The organism is Naumannella cuiyingiana (assembly GCF_013408305.1).
Taxonomy (GTDB): Bacteria; Actinomycetota; Actinomycetes; order Propionibacteriales; family Propionibacteriaceae; genus Naumannella; species Naumannella cuiyingiana.
The window spans coordinates 308161-324170 of sequence record NZ_JACBZS010000001.1; the positions used below are offsets into that span (position 1 = coordinate 308161).

The 16010-nt window shown below is 70.5% G+C and carries 17 protein-coding genes; 2 read left to right on the forward strand and 15 right to left on the reverse strand.

Annotated features, from left to right (window positions below; genetic code table 11):
• Positions 1–11: 11 nt before the first annotated feature.
• From atpA to rpmE, 12 genes are all read right to left on the reverse strand, one after another.
• Positions 12–1649 carry a F0F1 ATP synthase subunit alpha gene (atpA, locus tag GGQ54_RS01315; protein WP_179443744.1) on the reverse strand — a complete coding sequence of 546 codons (1638 nt, stop codon included), beginning with the start codon at positions 1647–1649 and terminating at the stop codon, positions 12–14.
• Positions 1650–1727: 78 nt separating this feature from the next.
• Positions 1728–2597, reverse strand: coding sequence for a F0F1 ATP synthase subunit delta (locus tag GGQ54_RS01320; RefSeq protein ID WP_179443745.1), 870 nt, complete (start codon positions 2595–2597; stop codon positions 1728–1730).
• On the reverse strand, positions 2594–3130 hold the full coding sequence (locus GGQ54_RS01325; RefSeq protein WP_179443746.1) for a F0F1 ATP synthase subunit B: 537 nt from the start codon (positions 3128–3130) through the stop codon (positions 2594–2596). The genes GGQ54_RS01320 and GGQ54_RS01325 overlap by 4 nt, the downstream gene beginning before the upstream one ends.
• Before the next feature lie 26 nt (positions 3131–3156).
• Positions 3157–3375 (reverse strand): ATP synthase F0 subunit C, encoded by a 219-nt coding sequence (locus tag GGQ54_RS01330; RefSeq protein ID WP_179443747.1) that lies wholly within the window; start codon positions 3373–3375, stop codon positions 3157–3159.
• Positions 3376–3455: 80 nt separating this feature from the next.
• Positions 3456–4286: a F0F1 ATP synthase subunit A gene (gene atpB, locus GGQ54_RS01335; RefSeq protein ID WP_179446359.1), complete on the reverse strand. Its 831-nt coding sequence runs from the start codon at positions 4284–4286 to the stop codon at positions 3456–3458.
• Positions 4287–4323: 37 nt separating this feature from the next.
• The gene (locus GGQ54_RS01340) at positions 4324–4491 is read right to left on the reverse strand and encodes a hypothetical protein (protein ID WP_179443748.1); all 168 of its coding nucleotides are present in this window, start codon (positions 4489–4491) and stop codon (positions 4324–4326) included.
• A 110-nt stretch (positions 4492–4601) separates the two neighbouring features.
• The gene (locus GGQ54_RS01345; RefSeq protein WP_179443749.1) at positions 4602–5123 is read right to left on the reverse strand and encodes a hypothetical protein; all 522 of its coding nucleotides are present in this window, start codon (positions 5121–5123) and stop codon (positions 4602–4604) included.
• A gap of 115 nt (positions 5124–5238) precedes the next feature.
• The gene (locus tag GGQ54_RS01350; protein ID WP_179443750.1) at positions 5239–6372 is read right to left on the reverse strand and encodes a glycosyltransferase family 4 protein; all 1134 of its coding nucleotides are present in this window, start codon (positions 6370–6372) and stop codon (positions 5239–5241) included.
• The gene (locus GGQ54_RS01355) at positions 6365–7057 is read right to left on the reverse strand and encodes an L-threonylcarbamoyladenylate synthase (RefSeq protein WP_425487412.1); all 693 of its coding nucleotides are present in this window, start codon (positions 7055–7057) and stop codon (positions 6365–6367) included. The genes GGQ54_RS01350 and GGQ54_RS01355 overlap by 8 nt, the downstream gene beginning before the upstream one ends.
• A gap of 50 nt (positions 7058–7107) precedes the next feature.
• Positions 7108–7986, reverse strand: coding sequence for a peptide chain release factor N(5)-glutamine methyltransferase (gene prmC, locus GGQ54_RS01360; protein WP_179443752.1), 879 nt, complete (start codon positions 7984–7986; stop codon positions 7108–7110).
• Positions 7983–9074 carry a peptide chain release factor 1 gene (gene prfA, locus GGQ54_RS01365; protein ID WP_179446360.1) on the reverse strand — a complete coding sequence of 364 codons (1092 nt, stop codon included), beginning with the start codon at positions 9072–9074 and terminating at the stop codon, positions 7983–7985. The genes prmC and prfA overlap by 4 nt, the downstream gene beginning before the upstream one ends.
• 15 nt (positions 9075–9089) lie before the next feature.
• The gene (gene rpmE, locus GGQ54_RS01370) at positions 9090–9299 is read right to left on the reverse strand and encodes a 50S ribosomal protein L31 (protein ID WP_179443753.1); all 210 of its coding nucleotides are present in this window, start codon (positions 9297–9299) and stop codon (positions 9090–9092) included.
• Positions 9300–9577: 278 nt separating this feature from the next.
• On the opposite strand from rpmE, the gene GGQ54_RS01375 reads away from it, so the two are divergent.
• Both GGQ54_RS01375 and GGQ54_RS01380 read left to right on the forward strand, forming a co-directional pair.
• Positions 9578–10780 carry a glycoside hydrolase family 27 protein gene (locus GGQ54_RS01375; RefSeq protein WP_179443754.1) on the forward strand — a complete coding sequence of 401 codons (1203 nt, stop codon included), beginning with the start codon at positions 9578–9580 and terminating at the stop codon, positions 10778–10780.
• Positions 10781–10907: 127 nt separating this feature from the next.
• Entirely contained in the window at positions 10908–12275 is a 1368-nt protein-coding gene (locus tag GGQ54_RS01380) for a short-chain fatty acid transporter (protein WP_218843600.1), read from the forward strand.
• 13 nt (positions 12276–12288) lie between these two features.
• Here GGQ54_RS01380 and GGQ54_RS01385 read toward each other — a convergent pair whose 3' ends face one another.
• Genes GGQ54_RS01385 through GGQ54_RS01395 form a run of 3 tightly spaced genes read right to left on the reverse strand, consistent with a single transcriptional unit; the run spans position 12289 to position 16000 of the window.
• Positions 12289–14127 (reverse strand): ABC transporter ATP-binding protein, encoded by a 1839-nt coding sequence (locus GGQ54_RS01385; protein ID WP_179443755.1) that lies wholly within the window; start codon positions 14125–14127, stop codon positions 12289–12291.
• Positions 14127–14942: an ABC transporter permease gene (locus tag GGQ54_RS01390; RefSeq protein ID WP_179443756.1), complete on the reverse strand. Its 816-nt coding sequence runs from the start codon at positions 14940–14942 to the stop codon at positions 14127–14129. Before GGQ54_RS01390 ends, GGQ54_RS01385 begins: the two co-directional genes overlap by 1 nt.
• Positions 14939–16000, reverse strand: a complete 1062-nt coding sequence (locus GGQ54_RS01395) for an ABC transporter permease (RefSeq protein WP_179443757.1) — start codon at positions 15998–16000, stop codon at positions 14939–14941. Before GGQ54_RS01395 ends, GGQ54_RS01390 begins: the two co-directional genes overlap by 4 nt.
• Positions 16001–16010 lie beyond the last annotated feature (10 nt).

The following is a 16010-nucleotide window of genomic DNA, read 5'->3' on the forward strand; positions in this document are numbered from 1 at the left end:
GACGGGCATGCTCAGCCCCGCTTCTGCTTGACGATCTGCTCCTGCTCCACGTCCTCGTCCTCCATCGGCTCGGACTCCTCCTTGCCGGCGAGCAACTTGCCGTCGGAGGTCTTGAAGCCGGCCTTCACCTCGGCGATCGCCTTCTCGGCCGCCGACGCGGTGTCGTCGTCGAACTTCCCGGTCTCCCGGATCACGTTCAACACCTCGGTGTTGTGCTTGAGGTAGTCCAACAACTCGGACTCGAAGCGCAACACGTCGTCGACCGGGACGTCGTCGAGGTGGCCGGAGTTGCCGGCCCAGATCGCGATGACCTCGTTCTCGGTCGGGTACGGGTCGTACTGCGGCTGCTTCAGCAGCTCCGTCATCCGCGCGCCGCGCTCGAGCTGGCGCCGCGAGGTGGCGTCCAGGTCGGAGGCGAACATCGCGAAGGCCTGCATGTCGCGGTACTGGGCCAGATTCACCTTCAGCGGGCCGGTGACGTTCTTCATCGCCTTCGTCTGGGCCGCGCCGCCGACGCGGGAGACCGAGATGCCGACGTCGATGGCCGGCCGCTGGTTGGCGTTGAACAGGTCGGACTGCAAGAAGATCTGGCCGTCGGTGATCGAGATGACGTTGGTCGGGATGAACGCCGAGACGTCATTGGCCTTGGTCTCGATGATCGGCAGGCCGGTCATCGAGCCGGCGCCCAGCTCGTCGTTCAGCTTGGCGCAACGCTCCAGCAGCCGGGAGTGTAGGTAGAACACGTCGCCGGGGTACGCCTCACGGCCCGGCGGGCGGCGCAGCAGCAGCGACATCGCGCGGTACGCCTCGGCCTGCTTGGTCAGGTCGTCGAAGACGATCAGCACGTGCTTGCCCTGGTACATCCAGTGCTGCCCGATGGCCGAGCCGGTGTAGGGGGCGAGGTACTTGAAGCCTGCGGGATCCGACGCCGGGGCGTTGACGATGGTGGTGTACTCCATCGCGCCCGCCTCCTCCAGCGTCCGCTTCACCTCGGCAACCGTGGAGCCCTTCTGGCCGACGGCGACATAGATGCACCGGACCTGCTGCTTCGGGTCGCCCGAGGCCCAGTTGGCCTTCTGGTTGATGATCGTGTCGACCGCGATGGCCGTCTTGCCGGTCTTCCGGTCGCCGATGATCAACTGCCGCTGGCCGCGGCCGATCGGCGTCATCGAGTCGATGGCCTTGATGCCGGTGGCCAGCGGTTCGCGTACCTCCTGGCGATCCATCACGCCGGCGGCCTGCAGCTCGAGCGCGCGCCGGCCGTCGAGCGGGGTGATCTCGCCGAGCCCGTCGATCGGGTTGCCGATGGCGTCGATCACGCGGCCGAGGTAGCCGTCGCCGACGGGCACCGAGAGCACCTCGCCGGTGCCCTTGACCTCAGAACCCTCCTCGATGCCCTCGGAGTTGCCGAGCACCACGACACCGATCTCGCGGACGTCGAGGTTCAGCGCGATGCCCATCGTGCCGTTGGCGAACTCCAGCAGCTCGTTCGCCATGGCCGAGGGCAGGCCCTCGACGCGGGCGATGCCGTCGCCGGAGGTGATGACGGTGCCGACCTCCTCGGTCGCCGCCGTCTCGGGGGTGTAGTTCTGGACGAAGCTGTCCAGCGCGCTCCGGATGTCCTCCGGGCGGATGGTGAGTTCGGACATCAGCGGGATTCCTCGTTGTCTGGTGACTCGTTTTGTCTGGTGACTCGTGTCTGGTGACTCGTGGTCTGGTCAGTTGGATCAGCGGATGGTTCGGCGGGCCTCGTCGAGCCGGGCGGCCATGGTGCCCTCGATGACCTCGTCGCCGAGTTGGACGCGGACGCCACCGATGATGCTCGGGTCGACGATGACATGCATCGCGATCGCGCGTCCGGCGGACTTGCTGAGCGCGGCCTGCAGGCGGTCGAACTGCTCGCTGTCGAGCGGCCGCGCGACCCGCACGGTGGCCACCGCACGACGCCGCAACTCGGCCGCCAGCACCAGGTAGTGCTCCAGCGTCCGGGCAAAGGTGCGCTCCCGCGCCGCGACGGCCCGGCGGGCCAGCACCGCGGTCGCCGGATCGGCCCTGCCCTGCAAGAGCGACCCGACCAGGTCGGCTCGGCCGGCGACGGGCACCGAGCGATCGGCGATCGCGTCGCGCAGCGGCCGGTCACCCGCCACCAGTCGCTCGAAGCGGAACAGCTCGTCCTCGACGGCGTCCAACCGGTTGCCGTCGGCCTGCGCGGCGATCAGCTCGGCCCGGACGGCCTCGCGCTCGAGCGCGGCCGCCAGGTCGGACATCGACGACCAGCGCAGCGCCGCGGCATCGGCCACGAGCGCCACGGCGGAGTCGCCGATCCGGCCGCCGAACAGCCGCTCGGCCACGCCCTTGCGGGTCCGCGCGGGCGTACCCGGATCGGTCAGCGCCCGGCGCAGCGCGGGCTGCGCGTCGAGCGCGTCGACCACCGCGAACAGGTCCGGGGCGATCGACCCCGCGGCCTCCGGACGGCCGCCGAGGATCCGGTCCAGGGCGGTGTCCAGGGTGCCGAGCCGGGTCTCCTGGCCGGCCACGTTGTGGCCCGCGAGGAGATGACCCGTCTCGAGATCGAGCTCCGGCTGTTGGTCGGTCACGACACACCGCCGGTCGGTGCCGAATCCTGGGCCTCCAGGTCGGCGATGAAACGGTCGATGGTGCGACGCGCCCGCTCGTCGTCGTCGAGGGACTCCCCGACGATCCGGCCGGCCAGGGTGGTGGCCAGGCCACCGACCTCACCGCGCAACTGGTCCATCGCCTGCTTGCGCTCGGCCTCCAGTTGGGCCTGGGTGGCCTCGCGGATCCGGGCGGCCTCGGCGTTGGCCTGTTCGCGCATCTCGGTGATGATCTGGGCGCCCTGGTTCTTGGCGTCCTCCCGGATTCGCGCGGCCTCCTCACGGGCCTCGGCGAGCTGCGCCTGGTACTTCTTCAGCGCTGCCTCGGCCTCTTGCTGGGCCTTCTCGGCCCGTTCCATGCCGCCGGTGATCTCGTCGCGGCGCTCGGCGTACATCTTCTCGAAGGAAGGCACGACGAACTTGGCCATCACGATCGTCAGGATGATCGTGAACACGATGGCCGCGATGATCTCCGACGGGTAGTGCGGGAGCAGCGGCCCGAAGTCGATTTGCATGGGTCCTCAGTCGGTCGTGGAGTTGATCACTGCAGAACGAAGGAGAAGGCCAGCGCCAGGATGGCGAGGGCCTCGACCACGGCGAAGCCGATCCAGGCGGTGCCCATCATCGCGCCGCGGGCCTCGGGCTGGCGGGCGGTGCCCTGGATGACCGAGGCGAAGATCAGGCCCACGCCGATGCCCGAGCCGATGGCGGCCAGGCCGTAGCCGATCATGTTCAGGGAGCCGGAGACGACAGTTTCCATGTCAGGGTTCCTTTCGAGAACTCTTGCTTCTACTTGAAGTTCGCAACTTGTAGGACGTTCGGGGTTGTCGGGACGGGTGGTCAGTGTTCCTCGGCGGTCGCCGAGGCGACATACTGGGCGGCCAGGACGGTGAAGACGTAGGCCTGCAGGCCGGCGATCAGCAACTCGAGGGAGAAGATCGCCATCGAGAAGATCAGCGCCGCACCGCCGGCGATGTTGTTGATCACGCCGAAGCCGTTGGCGGCATGCAACCCGTAGAGCAGCAGCCAGCCGCCGCCCACGGTGAACACCAGCACCACGACGTGTCCGGCGAACATGTTGCCGAAGAGTCGCAGGCCGAGCGTGACGGGGCGGATGATGAAGTTGGACAAGAACTCGATCGGGATGATGATCGGCATCAGCCAGACCGGTACGCCGGCCGGGATCAGGCTGTTCCTGAAGTACATCGCACCGTGCTTGCGGATGCCGGCGGCGTTGTAGACGATCCAGACCAGGAACGCCAGGCCCCAGGCGTAGCCGATGCTCGCCGCGGTCGGATACATCAGGAAGAACGTGATCCCGAAGACATTGCTGATCAGCAGGAAGAAGAACAGGCTCATCAGCAGCGGCAGGTAGCCGCGGAACTCGTGGCCGAGCGCGTCGCGGGCGATGCCGTTGCGGACGAAGTCGTAGGCATACTCGGCGAGGTACTGCGCCTTGGACGGCACGACCTTGAGCTTGCGGGAGGCCAGCAGCCAGACGATCAGCACGATCAGGAAGGCGAGCAACGCCTGGACGAAGGGCTTGTTGACCCAGTCCACGCCGGGGATGAAGCCCCCGGTGAACATGAAGTCCTTCTCGACGGACGGCGCGTGGTACTCCGGTACGCCGCCCTCCTCGCCGCCACCGGCCTGCGGGAAGGCGAGGGGCATCAGACCGCCCACGAAGTCTCCTCTCTGCACGCGATGATCATGAATCCGACCTCGCGTATCGCCTGATGATCAGGACAATGGACAGTGCGGTGCCGACCAGTACGCCGACCGGCACGAGGAATCCGGTCTGGAAGAACCGGTCACCGAGCCAGCCGAGACCCCCGTAGCACAGCGGCCCGGCGATCAGGTACGACAGCACTCGCATGCCCTCGTTCATGCCCCGGTGATCGGCCGCCTCGATGCGCGCCGCATCGCTGTCGGAGGGGGTCCGTGCCGGGTCGGCGGCTCGGACTCTAGCAGTCCGGTCGAATCCGGTCATCTGGCACCGACCCCTGCATCGGAGGGCGCCGGCTCGGGCTCGTCGAAGGCCAGGATGCGCAGCCTGGAGTATGCCCGCGCGAGGCCCAGCAGCCAGCCGATCACGCCGGCCCCGACGCCGGCGGCCAGGGCCGCGGGGGCCAGCCGGGACTGGGCGGCGGGATCGAGATTGAGCCAGCCGGTGAAGGCGGCGGCGAGCAGGCCGGCGCGTACCCCGAAGGACGCGAGCGAGGCGGCCATCAGGGTGGTTGCCGAGGCGCCGGCGAAGCGGACCTGGACGGCCTGGCCGAAGGTGTAGAAGAGCAGGGCGAGGGCCGCGCCGAGGGCGGCCGAGACCGCACCGCGGGCCCCGTCGAGCACGGCGGCGGTGACGATCAGCGGAAGCGCCAGCAGGTGGGCACCGACCATGCCGCCGACCAGCAGCGCGCGGGCACGCCCGGCCAGGACGCTGCGCTGCACGGGACCGGGGAGGACCTCGCGGACAGGCGCGTCCCCGGACTGCTCACCAGGGGCGGTCATGGTCGTCATTGTGGTCGCATTCCTGCCGATCGGCCAGCCTTGTCGGTGGCGCCTGCGTTGCTTGTGAAAGCTAGCACAAACTCCGCGGCCCGCGCCAACGCCGACGCGGCGGAACTCAGTGCGGCTGCTGGCGGGTCTGGATCCTGCGGCTGATCGGGCCGACGGTGACCCAGGCGATGATGGCGCCGGCCAGCACCAGGGCCAACACGGTGATCCACTGACCGGTCAGCCCGATGGCGATGGTGCCGAACGAGATCAGGGCGGCCCAGACATACATCAGCACGACGGCGTTGCGGTGGCTGTGGCCGCGCGCGACGAGTTGGTGGTGCAGGTGCTGCTTGTCCGCGACCCACCACCAGTGACCCCGGATGGTCCGCCGGACGACCGCGAGCGCGAAGTCCAGGAACGGCAGGGCGAGGGCCGCGAGCGGCAGCACCAGCGGCAGGTACGCCGGGAGCAGCCCGCCCGCCTGGGATGCCTGGCCGGACGCGTCGGCCAGCCGCGAGGAGTCGATCTGCCCGGTCAGGCTGATGGCCGAGGTGGCCAACAACAACCCGAGCAGCATGGCACCGGAATCGCCCATGAAGATCCGGGCCGGAAAGAAGTTGTGCGGCAGGAAGCCGATGCAGGCCCCGGCCGCCGCGACCGTGATCAGGCTGGCGGTGGTGGCCCGGGAGATGTCGGCATCGGCGGTCAGCCAGTAGGCATAGAGGAAGAACGCCAACGCCCCGATGGCGATCACCCCCGCGGCGAGGCCGTCGAGCCCGTCGACATAGTTCACCGCGTTGGTGCACAAGACGATGAAGAAGACGGTGATCGCGATCGAGGAGGTGGCGTCCAGGGTGAAGATCTGGTCCGGCAGCGGGATCCACAACATCTTCACGCCGAGCGCGACGACGAGACCGGCCGCGAGGATCTGACCGGCGAGTTTGGCCAGCGCGTTCAGCTCGAACAGATCGTCCAGCACCCCGACGGCGCAGATCACGGCCGCGGCGGCGAGCACCGCCCAGGCATCGTGGCGGACCAGTTCGAGCCGGCCCAGGAACGGGAGGTTGACCCCGACCAGGAAGGCCGCGGCCACGCCGAAGAACATCGCCACGCCACCGAGATAGGGAATCGGCACGGTGTGCATGTCACGCTCGCGGACGGTGGCCACCGCGCCCGCGCGGACCGCGACGCGGCGGCACAGCCCGCTCATCAGGTAGGCCACGATCGCCGCGATGGTGAAGACCAGCAGGTACTCACGCATGCGCGGGCCCGTCCGCCGGCGAGTCCCCCGAGACCCCCGGGTCAGGCGGCTGGCCCGCGGGACCGGCCACCGCGGGGGCGACCTCGCGCAGTTGGTCCAGGGAGATCCCGCCGAGGCGCAGCACGCGCCCGTCGCGAGTCACGGCGAAGTCCACGATGGTCGAGGCCGGCCCGTCACCGGTGCGCCCGGCATCCAGATAGGCACCGACCGACAGCCCGAGCTGGTGGTCGGCCTCCTGGGCGGTGCGCGCGGCCGGCCGGCCCGACTTGTTGGCGCTGCTCACCGCCAGCGGTCCGGTCATGGTCAACACGGCCCGGGCCACCTCATGATCGGGAACCCGGACGGCGATGGTGCCCGCGGTCTCGCCGAGGTCCAGCCGCAGGCTGGGCTGCGCCTGCAGCACCAGCGTCAGCGGGCCCGGCCAGAAACGCGCCATCAGGTCCCGCGCGGCCTGCGGCACGTCGACGGCCAGCGCCATCGCCACGGCCTCGTCGGCCACCAGGACCGGGGGCGGCATGTCGCGTCCGCGACCCTTCGCGTCCAGCAGCCGCTGCACGGCCTCCGCGTCGAAGGCATCCGCGGCGATCCCGTACACGGTGTCGGTCGGGATCACGATGCACTTGCCGGCAACGATCAGCCGGCGCGCCCGGGCGCTCGCCTGGCCCAGGTCGGAGGTCGCGATGATCCGGGAGGGCGCCGGGTCGCCCGGCGCCGCGCCTGCCGGGTCGGGGCTGTTCACCGCTCCATCCTGCCAGAGCGGGGACCGCCGCCTCCGGGCCGCCGCGCCGTGACGAACCGGGGTCGGCCGGCCAGGTCGGGATGATCGACGACATCGTCGAAGCCGGCGCCGACGAAGACCGCGGGCGCGCTCTCACCCTGCACATCGGCATGCTCGGCGCCGACCATCGCGCCGGGGCGCAGCAGCCGCCGCGCCGTGTCGGCGACCGCCCGCATCGCTACCAGGCCATCGGGACCGGAGAACAGGGCGAGATCGGGGTCGTGCTCGCGCACCTCGGCCGGTACGCCCGCCCAGTGCTCCAGCGGGATGTAGGGCGGGTTCGCGATCACCAGGTCGACCTCGCCATCCAGATCGCCGAAGGCGTCGGCGAGGTCGCCGTGTCGCAGGTCGACCCCGGTCCCGGCGAGATTACGGGCCGCCCACGCCAGGGCGTCGTCGGAGAGCTCGACGGCATGGATCCGCGCCCCGGGCACCTCGTCGGCCAGCGCCGCGGCGATCGCGCCGGAACCGGTGCCGAGCTCGACGACGACCGGCGTCTGCGTACCGCGGGCGATCATCGTCGTCAGGCGCTCGACGGCCCATCCGGTCAGCACCTCGGTCTCGGGCCGCGGGATGAACGCGCCGGGCCCGATCGCCAGCCTGATCCGGCGGAAGTACGCCTCGCCGGTCAGGTGCTGGATCGGTACGCCGGTCAGCCGCCGCGCCACCAGCTCGTCCAGCCGGGCGCGCTGTGCGGCGTCCGGCGCCGCCGCGGTGATCAGCCGCGCGGGTTCGGTGCCGAGCACGTGCGCGAGCAGGATCCGCGCCTCGGCCGCGGGGCTCTCCCCCGGCCCGCCGGCCAGCGCGGCCGCGAGGCGGCGTACCTGTTCGGTCACCGGCCGAGCCGCTCGGCAAGATCGGCCTCGGCGAGCGCTGCCAGCACGGCGTCGAGGTCGCCGTCCAGCACGGCGTCCATGTTGTAGGCCTTGAAGCCGATCCGGTGGTCGGCGATCCGGTTCTCACCGAAGTTGTAGGTGCGGATCCGCTCGGACCGGTCGACGGTACGCACCTGCGAGCGCCGGGCATCGGAGGCGGCCGCGGCCGCCTCCTCCTCGGCGCGGGCGACCAGGCGGGCGCGCAGCATCCGCATCGCCTGCTCGCGGTTCTGCAACTGCGAGCGCTCGTTCTGGCACGACACCACGATGCCGGTGGGAAGGTGGGTGATCCGGACCGCGGAGTCGGTCGTGTTGACGCCCTGCCCGCCGGGCCCGGAGGAGCGGAAGACGTCGATCCGCAGGTCGTTCGGGTCGACCTCGACCTCGGTCGCCTCGACCTCGGGCATCACCAGCACCCCGGCGGCCGAGGTGTGCACGCGCCCCTGGGTCTCGGTGACGGGCACCCGCTGCACCCGGTGCACACCGCCCTCGAACTTGAGCACCCCGTAGGGCTGGGCGTCGCCGCCCGTGCCCGGCGACTTGATCGCCACGGTGACCGACTTGTAGCCGCCGAGTTCGGTCTCCTGCGCGTCGAGCACCTCGACCTTCCAGCCCCGCGCCTCGGCATAGCGGGTGTACATCCGCAACAGGTCGCCGGCGAACAGGGCCGACTCCTCACCGCCCTCGCCGGACTTGATCTCGACGATCGCGTCGGCGGAGTCGTTGGGGTCGCGCGGTGCGAGCAGGCGGGTCAGCCGCTCGGTGTTGTCGCTCAGGCGGGCGGCCAGCGCGTCGGCCTCCACGGCGAAGGCCGGGTCCTCGGCGGCCAGCTCGCGGGCCGCGCGCAGGTCCTCGGTCAGGGCCTCGCGCTCATCGAAGGCGCGGATCAGCGGGCCGAGCTCGGCATGACGACGGCCGACCCGGCGCACCCGCGCCGCATCGGCGTGGGTGGCCGGATCGGCCAGTGCGGATTCGAGTTCGGCGTACTCGGCGCGGACCGGGCCGGGGTCGAAGACCCCGTCGGCGGCGCCGTCACGCTGCGTTGTCAGGACGGCAACTTGTCGTCAGGACTTCTTGGCGTACCGCTTCTGGAAGCGGGCCACCCGGCCGCCGGTGTCGAGGATCTTCTGCTTGCCCGTGTAGAACGGGTGGCAGGCCGAGCAGACCTCGGCGCGGATCACGCCGTCGGGCGCGGTGCTGCGGGTGGTGAACGAGTTGCCACAGGTGCAGGTCACCTGGGTCTCCACGTAGGTGGGATGAATCCCCTGCTTCATGCTGAGCTCCTTGTCATGGTGACCCGGGTCGCCGGCGCCGGGCGGCGCGTTCGACGTGAACCGGATCGGAAAGGGAGTGCGCCCGCGGCACACCGACCAGTCATTGTGCCGCAGACACCCGTTGCAACCAAACCCGAGCGCCCCCTATTCCCCGTGCCGCGCCGGGGGTCGTTGACAACCGCGAACCCTCCCGCGCAGGATTGATCCGATGTATCCGGCGCGGTTGCGCCCCTCGCACCTCATCGCTCCCCGTTCCACCGTCGCACCGGAGGCCCCCGATGAACCGCTGCCGAACCGGCCTGGCAGTCAGCCTCGTCTGCCTGATCACCGTGCTGGCGCTGCCGGCCGGGCGGGCAATGGCGCTGGACAACGGGCTCGCCCGCACCCCACCGATGGGCTGGAACTCCTGGAACCAGGTCAAGTGTTATGACGTTTCCGAGCAGGTGGTCAAGGACGCCGCGGACGCGATCGTCGACTCCGGGCTGCGGGAGGCAGGGTATGAGTACGTGGTCGTCGACGACTGCTGGCAGGGCGGCCGCGGTGCCGACGGAAGGTTGTTCTCCGACCCGGAACGCTTCCCGTCGGGCATCGCCGCGCTCGCCGACTATGTGCATGCCCGGGGCCTGAAGTTCGGCATCTACTCCGTGCCCGGCAGCCTGACCTGTGCCAACACCTGGGACAACTACCCCGTCCGCGGCATCGGCAGCCTCGGCTACGAACAGGTGGATGCCGACGCCTTCGCCGCGTGGGGTGTCGACTACCTGAAGTACGACTGGTGCCAGGCCGAACGCGACGGCATCGAGCGGCAGGCTGCCTTCGCCGAGATGCGTGATGCGCTCGCCGCGACCGGGCGCCCGATCGTCTATTCGATCTCGGAGTACGGCGAGACGCAGCCGTGGCAGTGGGGGCCGGACATCGCGAACCTCTGGCGTACCACCAGCGACATCGCGCCGAACTGGAGTGCCGTCTCGAGCATCATCGAGCGCCAGGCCGAGCTCGCGCCCCATGCCGGCCCGGGGGGCTGGAACGACCCGGACATGCTGCAGATCGGCAATGGCTCCCTGACGCCCGCCGAGAACCGTAGCCACTTCGCAATGTGGGCGATGCTGGCATCGCCGTTGATGCTGGGCACGGACCTGACCGCGCTGGATGCCGAGACCCGAGAGATCGTCGCCAACCGCAGCGTGATCGCCATCGATCAGGACCCGCTGGGCCGGCAGGCCGAACGGATCCGGCGCGAAGCCGGCTACGACGTCTGGCGCAAGGAGCTTACGGGCGGCCGCTACGCGGTGGCCCTGCTGAACACCGGCGGCGCCTCGGCCGACCTGCGCACCACGTTCACCGAGCTGGGGGTGACCGGCCGCTACCGGGTCACCGATGCGTGGACCGGACAGGTGCAGGGCCAGGCGGGCGGGCGAATCGGGACGTCCGTGGCCTCCCACGACACCGCGCTGTACGTGCTGACGCCGGTCGGCCGCTGACCCACGCGTCGTCGAGGCCGGCGACTTTGCCGAACCGCCCCGGCGCCCGCATGATCGTCCTGACGCGCCGATCCGTCACGGCATGATCTGATCGGGCACAGCGAACGACGACCACGAGGTGACGACGATGTCCCAGCCAGCCCCGTCCGACCGCGCGCCCCTGGCGGCGGCGATGCGTCCGATCAACTCCCTCGTCGAGCGGTTCATTCCGTCGGCGCTGGTGTTCGCGATCGCGCTCACGTTCATCGTCGCGATCGCCGCTCTGGTGCTGACCCCGACCGGTCCGGTCGAGGTGATCATCGCCTGGGGCGACGGGCTTTCCGGACTGCTGTCCTTCATCACCCAGATGGCGCTGATCCTGCTGCTCGGGACGATCCTCGCCAACACCCGTCCGGTACGCCGCCTCCTCGTCGCCCTGGCGCGGATCCCGAAGACCCCGATGCAGGCCTACCTTTTCGTCGCCCTCGTCGCGGCGGTGGCCAGCCTGATCACCTGGGGCCTCGGTCTCGTCGTCGCGGGCCTGCTGGCGCTCGAGGTCGCCCGCAGCGGCCGCGAACGCGGGCTGCGGCTGCACTTCCCGATGCTGGTGGCGGCGGGCTTCTCGGGGTTCGTGGTCTGGCACATGGGTTATTCGGGCTCGGGCCCGCTCACCGCCGCGACCCCCGGCTCGTTCATCGCCGATCAACTCGGCCGCACGATTCCGATCACCGAAACCACGTTCTCCACCTGGAACCTGATCGCCATCGTCGCCACCGTGCTCGCCGTCCTCGGTGCGCTCTGGCTGGTCGCGCCCCGCGGCGGCGGCCAGATCGTCGAGCTCACCGCCGAGCAGGCGGCCGAGCCGGCGGCGCCGGCCGAGGACATCACCACCCCCGCCGACCGGCTGGACGCCTCCCGGATCCCGACGCTGGCGATCGGGCTGCTGCTCACGGCGTACCTGATCCTGCACTTCGCCACCGGCGGATCGCTGACCCTGGACATCGTCAACTGGTCCTTCCTCGCGCTGATCCTGCTGATCGTGCGCAGCCCGCTCGAGCTGATCGGGCTGACCAAGAACGCTGCCTCGAATGTCGGGGAGATCTTGCTGCAGTTCCCGCTCTATGCGGGGATCCTCGGGATCATGACCGACTCCGGGCTGATCGGCGTGTTGTCCGATGCGATCGTCGCCGTCGCCACGCCGCAGACCTTCGGGCTGCTGGCGCTGCTGTCGGCCGGCCTGGTCAACTTCTTCGTGCCGTCGGGCGGCGGGCAGTTCGCGGTCCAGGCACCGATCCTGTTGGACGCCGCCTCGCGGCTCGGGGTGGATCCGGCGATCGCCATCATGGCGGTGGCCTACGGCGACCAGTGGACCAACATGATCCAGCCGTTCTGGGCGCTGCCGCTGCTGGCGATCGCGGGGCTGAAGATGCGCGACATCCTCGGTTACACCACGATCACGCTGCTCGCCAGCGGGCTGGTGTTCGCGGCGACCCTGCTGATCGTCTCCGTCACCTGAGCCGCGCCGCGGCTCAGAGCGTCGGGGTGTCGGCGAGCAGTCCCCGGGTGTAGTCCTGGCTCGGCCGGTCCATCACGGCGCCGGTCTCGCCGCCCTCGGCCAGCGAACCGTCGTGCAGCACCTGGACCCGAGCGGCCATCGACCGGACCAGGGCGAGGTTGTGGGTGACGAAGAGCATCCCGATACCGCGGTCGCGGCGCAGGCCCTCCAGCAGCTCGACGATCGCGCCCTGGACCGAGACGTCGAGCGCAGAGGTGATCTCGTCGCAGACCAGCAGGTCCGGCTCGGCGGCCAGGGCCCGGGCGATGGCGACCCGTTGCCGCTCGCCGCCGGACAACCGGTTGGTCCGGTAGCGCGCCACTGTCGGGCCCAGGGCCACCGCCTCCAGCAGCTCGGCGACCCGGTCGCGGGCCGCGGCACCGCTGGCCAGCCCGAACACCTTCAGCGGGCGGGCGATGATCTGCTCGACGGTCATCCGCGGATTCAGCGACAGGTAGGGATTCTGGAAGATGTACTGCACCCGCTGCCGGTCCCGGGCGGTGCGTCGACGCGCGCCGCGGGCCAGATCGTGCACCGCGCCGTCGCGATCGTGCAGCGCGATCTGGCCGGTCCAGTTGTCGATCAGGCCGCCAACGGCGCGCGAGATGGTCGTCTTGCCCGATCCGGACTCGCCGACGAGGGCCACCACCTCGCCACGGGCGACGTCGAAGCTGACCCCGTGCACGACCTCCTTGCGGCCGTAGCGCACCCGCAGATCGCGGACCTCGAGCAGCACCGAGCGCGCCCGCTGCGGGTCGGCGTCGGGGATGTCGCCACGGTCGGGGTCCCAGCGCGGCAGCTCGCCGATCCGTACGCAACGGGCCAGGTGCTGGCCGGGCTCGCCGCTGACCGGTTCGGGCTCCGGCGACTCCCCCGCGTCCCGCACGCCGATCAGCGCGGGGGCGGTCTCCGCACACCGGGGCTCGGCGAACCCGCAACGATCATGGAACCGGCAGCCCTCCGGTCGTCGGCCGGGGCCGGGCGTCGTCCCCGGGATGCCGGTCAGCGAACGGGCGGTGTCCAGATGCGGGATCGCGTCCAGCAGCGCCCGCGTGTAGGGATGCGCCGGGTCGGCGAACAGCGCGTCGCGCGGCGCCTGCTCGACGACCTGGCCCGCATACATCACCAGCACCCGGTCCGCGACATTGCCGACGACGGCAAGATCGTGGGTGACATACAGCGCGGCGATGCCGTAGTCGCGGCACAGCCGGGCCATGGTCTGCAGGACCAGCCGCTGGCTGCTGACATCCAGGCCCGTGGTCGGCTCGTCCAACACCAGCACCGACGGCCGCGGCAGGAAGCACATCGCCAGCGCGACGCGCTGCACCTGTCCCCCCGAGAGCTGGTGGGGGTAGCGGGCGAGGAACTCATCGTCGTCGGGCAGCCCCACATCGCGCAGCCCCTCCCGGGCCCAGGCATCCCGCTCGGCGGGCGTACCGACCCCGCGCAGTTCCAACAGCTCGACGATCTGGCGGCCGATCCGGATGCTCGGATTCAGCGCCGCCGCCGGGTCCTGGGGAACATAGGCGATGTCGTCGCCGCGCGCCCGCCGGACCTGCGCCGGCGGCAGCTCCAGCAGGTCGCGGTCGCCGATCACCACGCTTCCCGCATCGATCACCGCGCCCTCGCGGGCGTAATTGAGCAGCGCCGTACCGACCGTCGTCTTGCCGGAGCCGGACTCCCCGACCAGCGCCACCACCTCGCCCGGCGCGAGCACGAGGTCGATGTCGTCGACCACGTCGATACCGGTGCCGGACAGGGCGACGCCGAGATCGGTCACCACGCACGCAGGTCCGGGCCGCTCGCCGTTCATCAGCGCTCCTCCCCCGCGGCCGCGACCCGGGAGACCCCGTCGGCAAGCATGTTGGTGCCGATGGTGAAGATGCCGATCACCAGCACCGGGGCCAGTTCGCCCCAGGGCTGCACCAGCAGCGCCAGCCGGTTCTCGTTGATCATCTGACCCCAGTCGGCCGCCGTCGGGTCCGTGGCGAAACCGAGGAAGCCGAGCCCGGCGATCATCGCGATCGAATAGGTCAGCCGCAGGCCCGCCTCGGCGAGCAGCGGCGCCGTCATCTGGGGCAACACCTCGAAGAGCACGATGCGCAGCGGCGACTCACCCAGGGCCCTGGCCGCCGACACGTAGTCGCGCGAGACCAGCGACAGCGCGACGCCACGGGTCAGCCGGGCCACGCGCGGGGCGTGCGAGATGCCGACCAGGACGATGATCATCCAGGAGGTGGGCGTCGCCACCGAGGCCAGCACGACCAGCGCCAGCAGGATCGGCGGGAAGGCCAGCATGATGTCGTTGGCCCGCATCAAGATCTCGTCGGGCCATCCGCCGGCATACGCCGCAATCAGCCCGATCGTGACACCGAGGCCCATCCCCAGGGCCGTTGCCAGCAGCGCATTGACCAGGATCGACCGACCGCCGTGCAGGACCCGCGACAAGACGTCCTGGCCGAGGTAGTCGGTGCCGAGGAATGCCCCCTCCAGGGTGAACGGGTTGCCCACGATGTCGTTCTCGCCGTGCGGGGCGAACAGCGGCCCGAGCAGGGCGAGCGCGACAACCAGCAGGGTGATCACCGCTCCGACGACGAAGCGGGGCTGGCGGAGCAGGCGGGCGATCATCCGGCGATCGCCGTCCGGGCGCGAGGGGTGAGCAGGATCGAGGCGATGTCGGCGATCAGGTTCACCACGACGTAGACAGCCGCGATGATCATCGCCAGCGCGAGCACCACCGGGACGTCGTTGTTGTTCACCGCGGAGACCAGTTGGGCGCCGATGCCGGGATAGGAGAACAGGTACTCCACGATCACGATCCCGCCGGCCAACCAGGCGAGCTGCAGCGCGGTCACCTGGACACCGGGCACCAGCGCATTGCGCAGCGCATGCCGGCGGACGACGACGCTTTCGGGTACGCCCTTGAGCCGGGCCAGCGCGACATAGTCACTGTCCAACACCTCGACCAGCGTCGCCCGGACGATCCGCGACACATACGGCGCGACGGTGAGCACCAGGGTGAGCACGGGCAGCACCATCGACGCCGGCTGCAGCCAGGGCGCATCGCCGCCCGGGCTGATCGTGACGGCCGGCAGCACGAAGAAGACGGTGGTGGAGAAGACGGCGACGAGCACGATGCCGATCACGAACTCCGGGAGCCCCGCGAGCGCCAGCAGCACCGTCTGGATGATGTGATCGGCCCGCTTCCCGCGGGCACTCGCCGACCACAGCGCGAGGCCGAAGGAGAGCGGGATGATCACCAGCGTCGCGATCAGGACCAGTACGGCGGAGTTGATCACGGGCTGCGCGATCAGGTCGGCGACCGGGGTGCGGTTGGCCAGCGAGGTACCGAGGTCGCCGGTGAACAGGCCGCCCAGCCAGTCCAGGTACCGCTGCACCGGTGGGCGGTCCAGCCCCAGCTCGGCGCGCAGCGTCGCCACCCGTTCGGGACTGTTCACATAGTCGCGGCCGAGGATCGCGCGGACCGGGTCGCCGAGGGCGACCGTGGCGAAGAAGATCAGCACCGAGACGACGAACAGGGTCAGGATCGCCAGGCCGATCCGCCGGGCGAGCCAGCTGGCCCAGCCGCGCGCCGATCCCGGTCGGCGGGGCCGGGTACGCCCGGACGGTGACGCCGGGCCGGCGTCGGGCCGGCGGGGCGTGGTGGCGGCGGGGTCGGCGCTCATGTGCGTACCA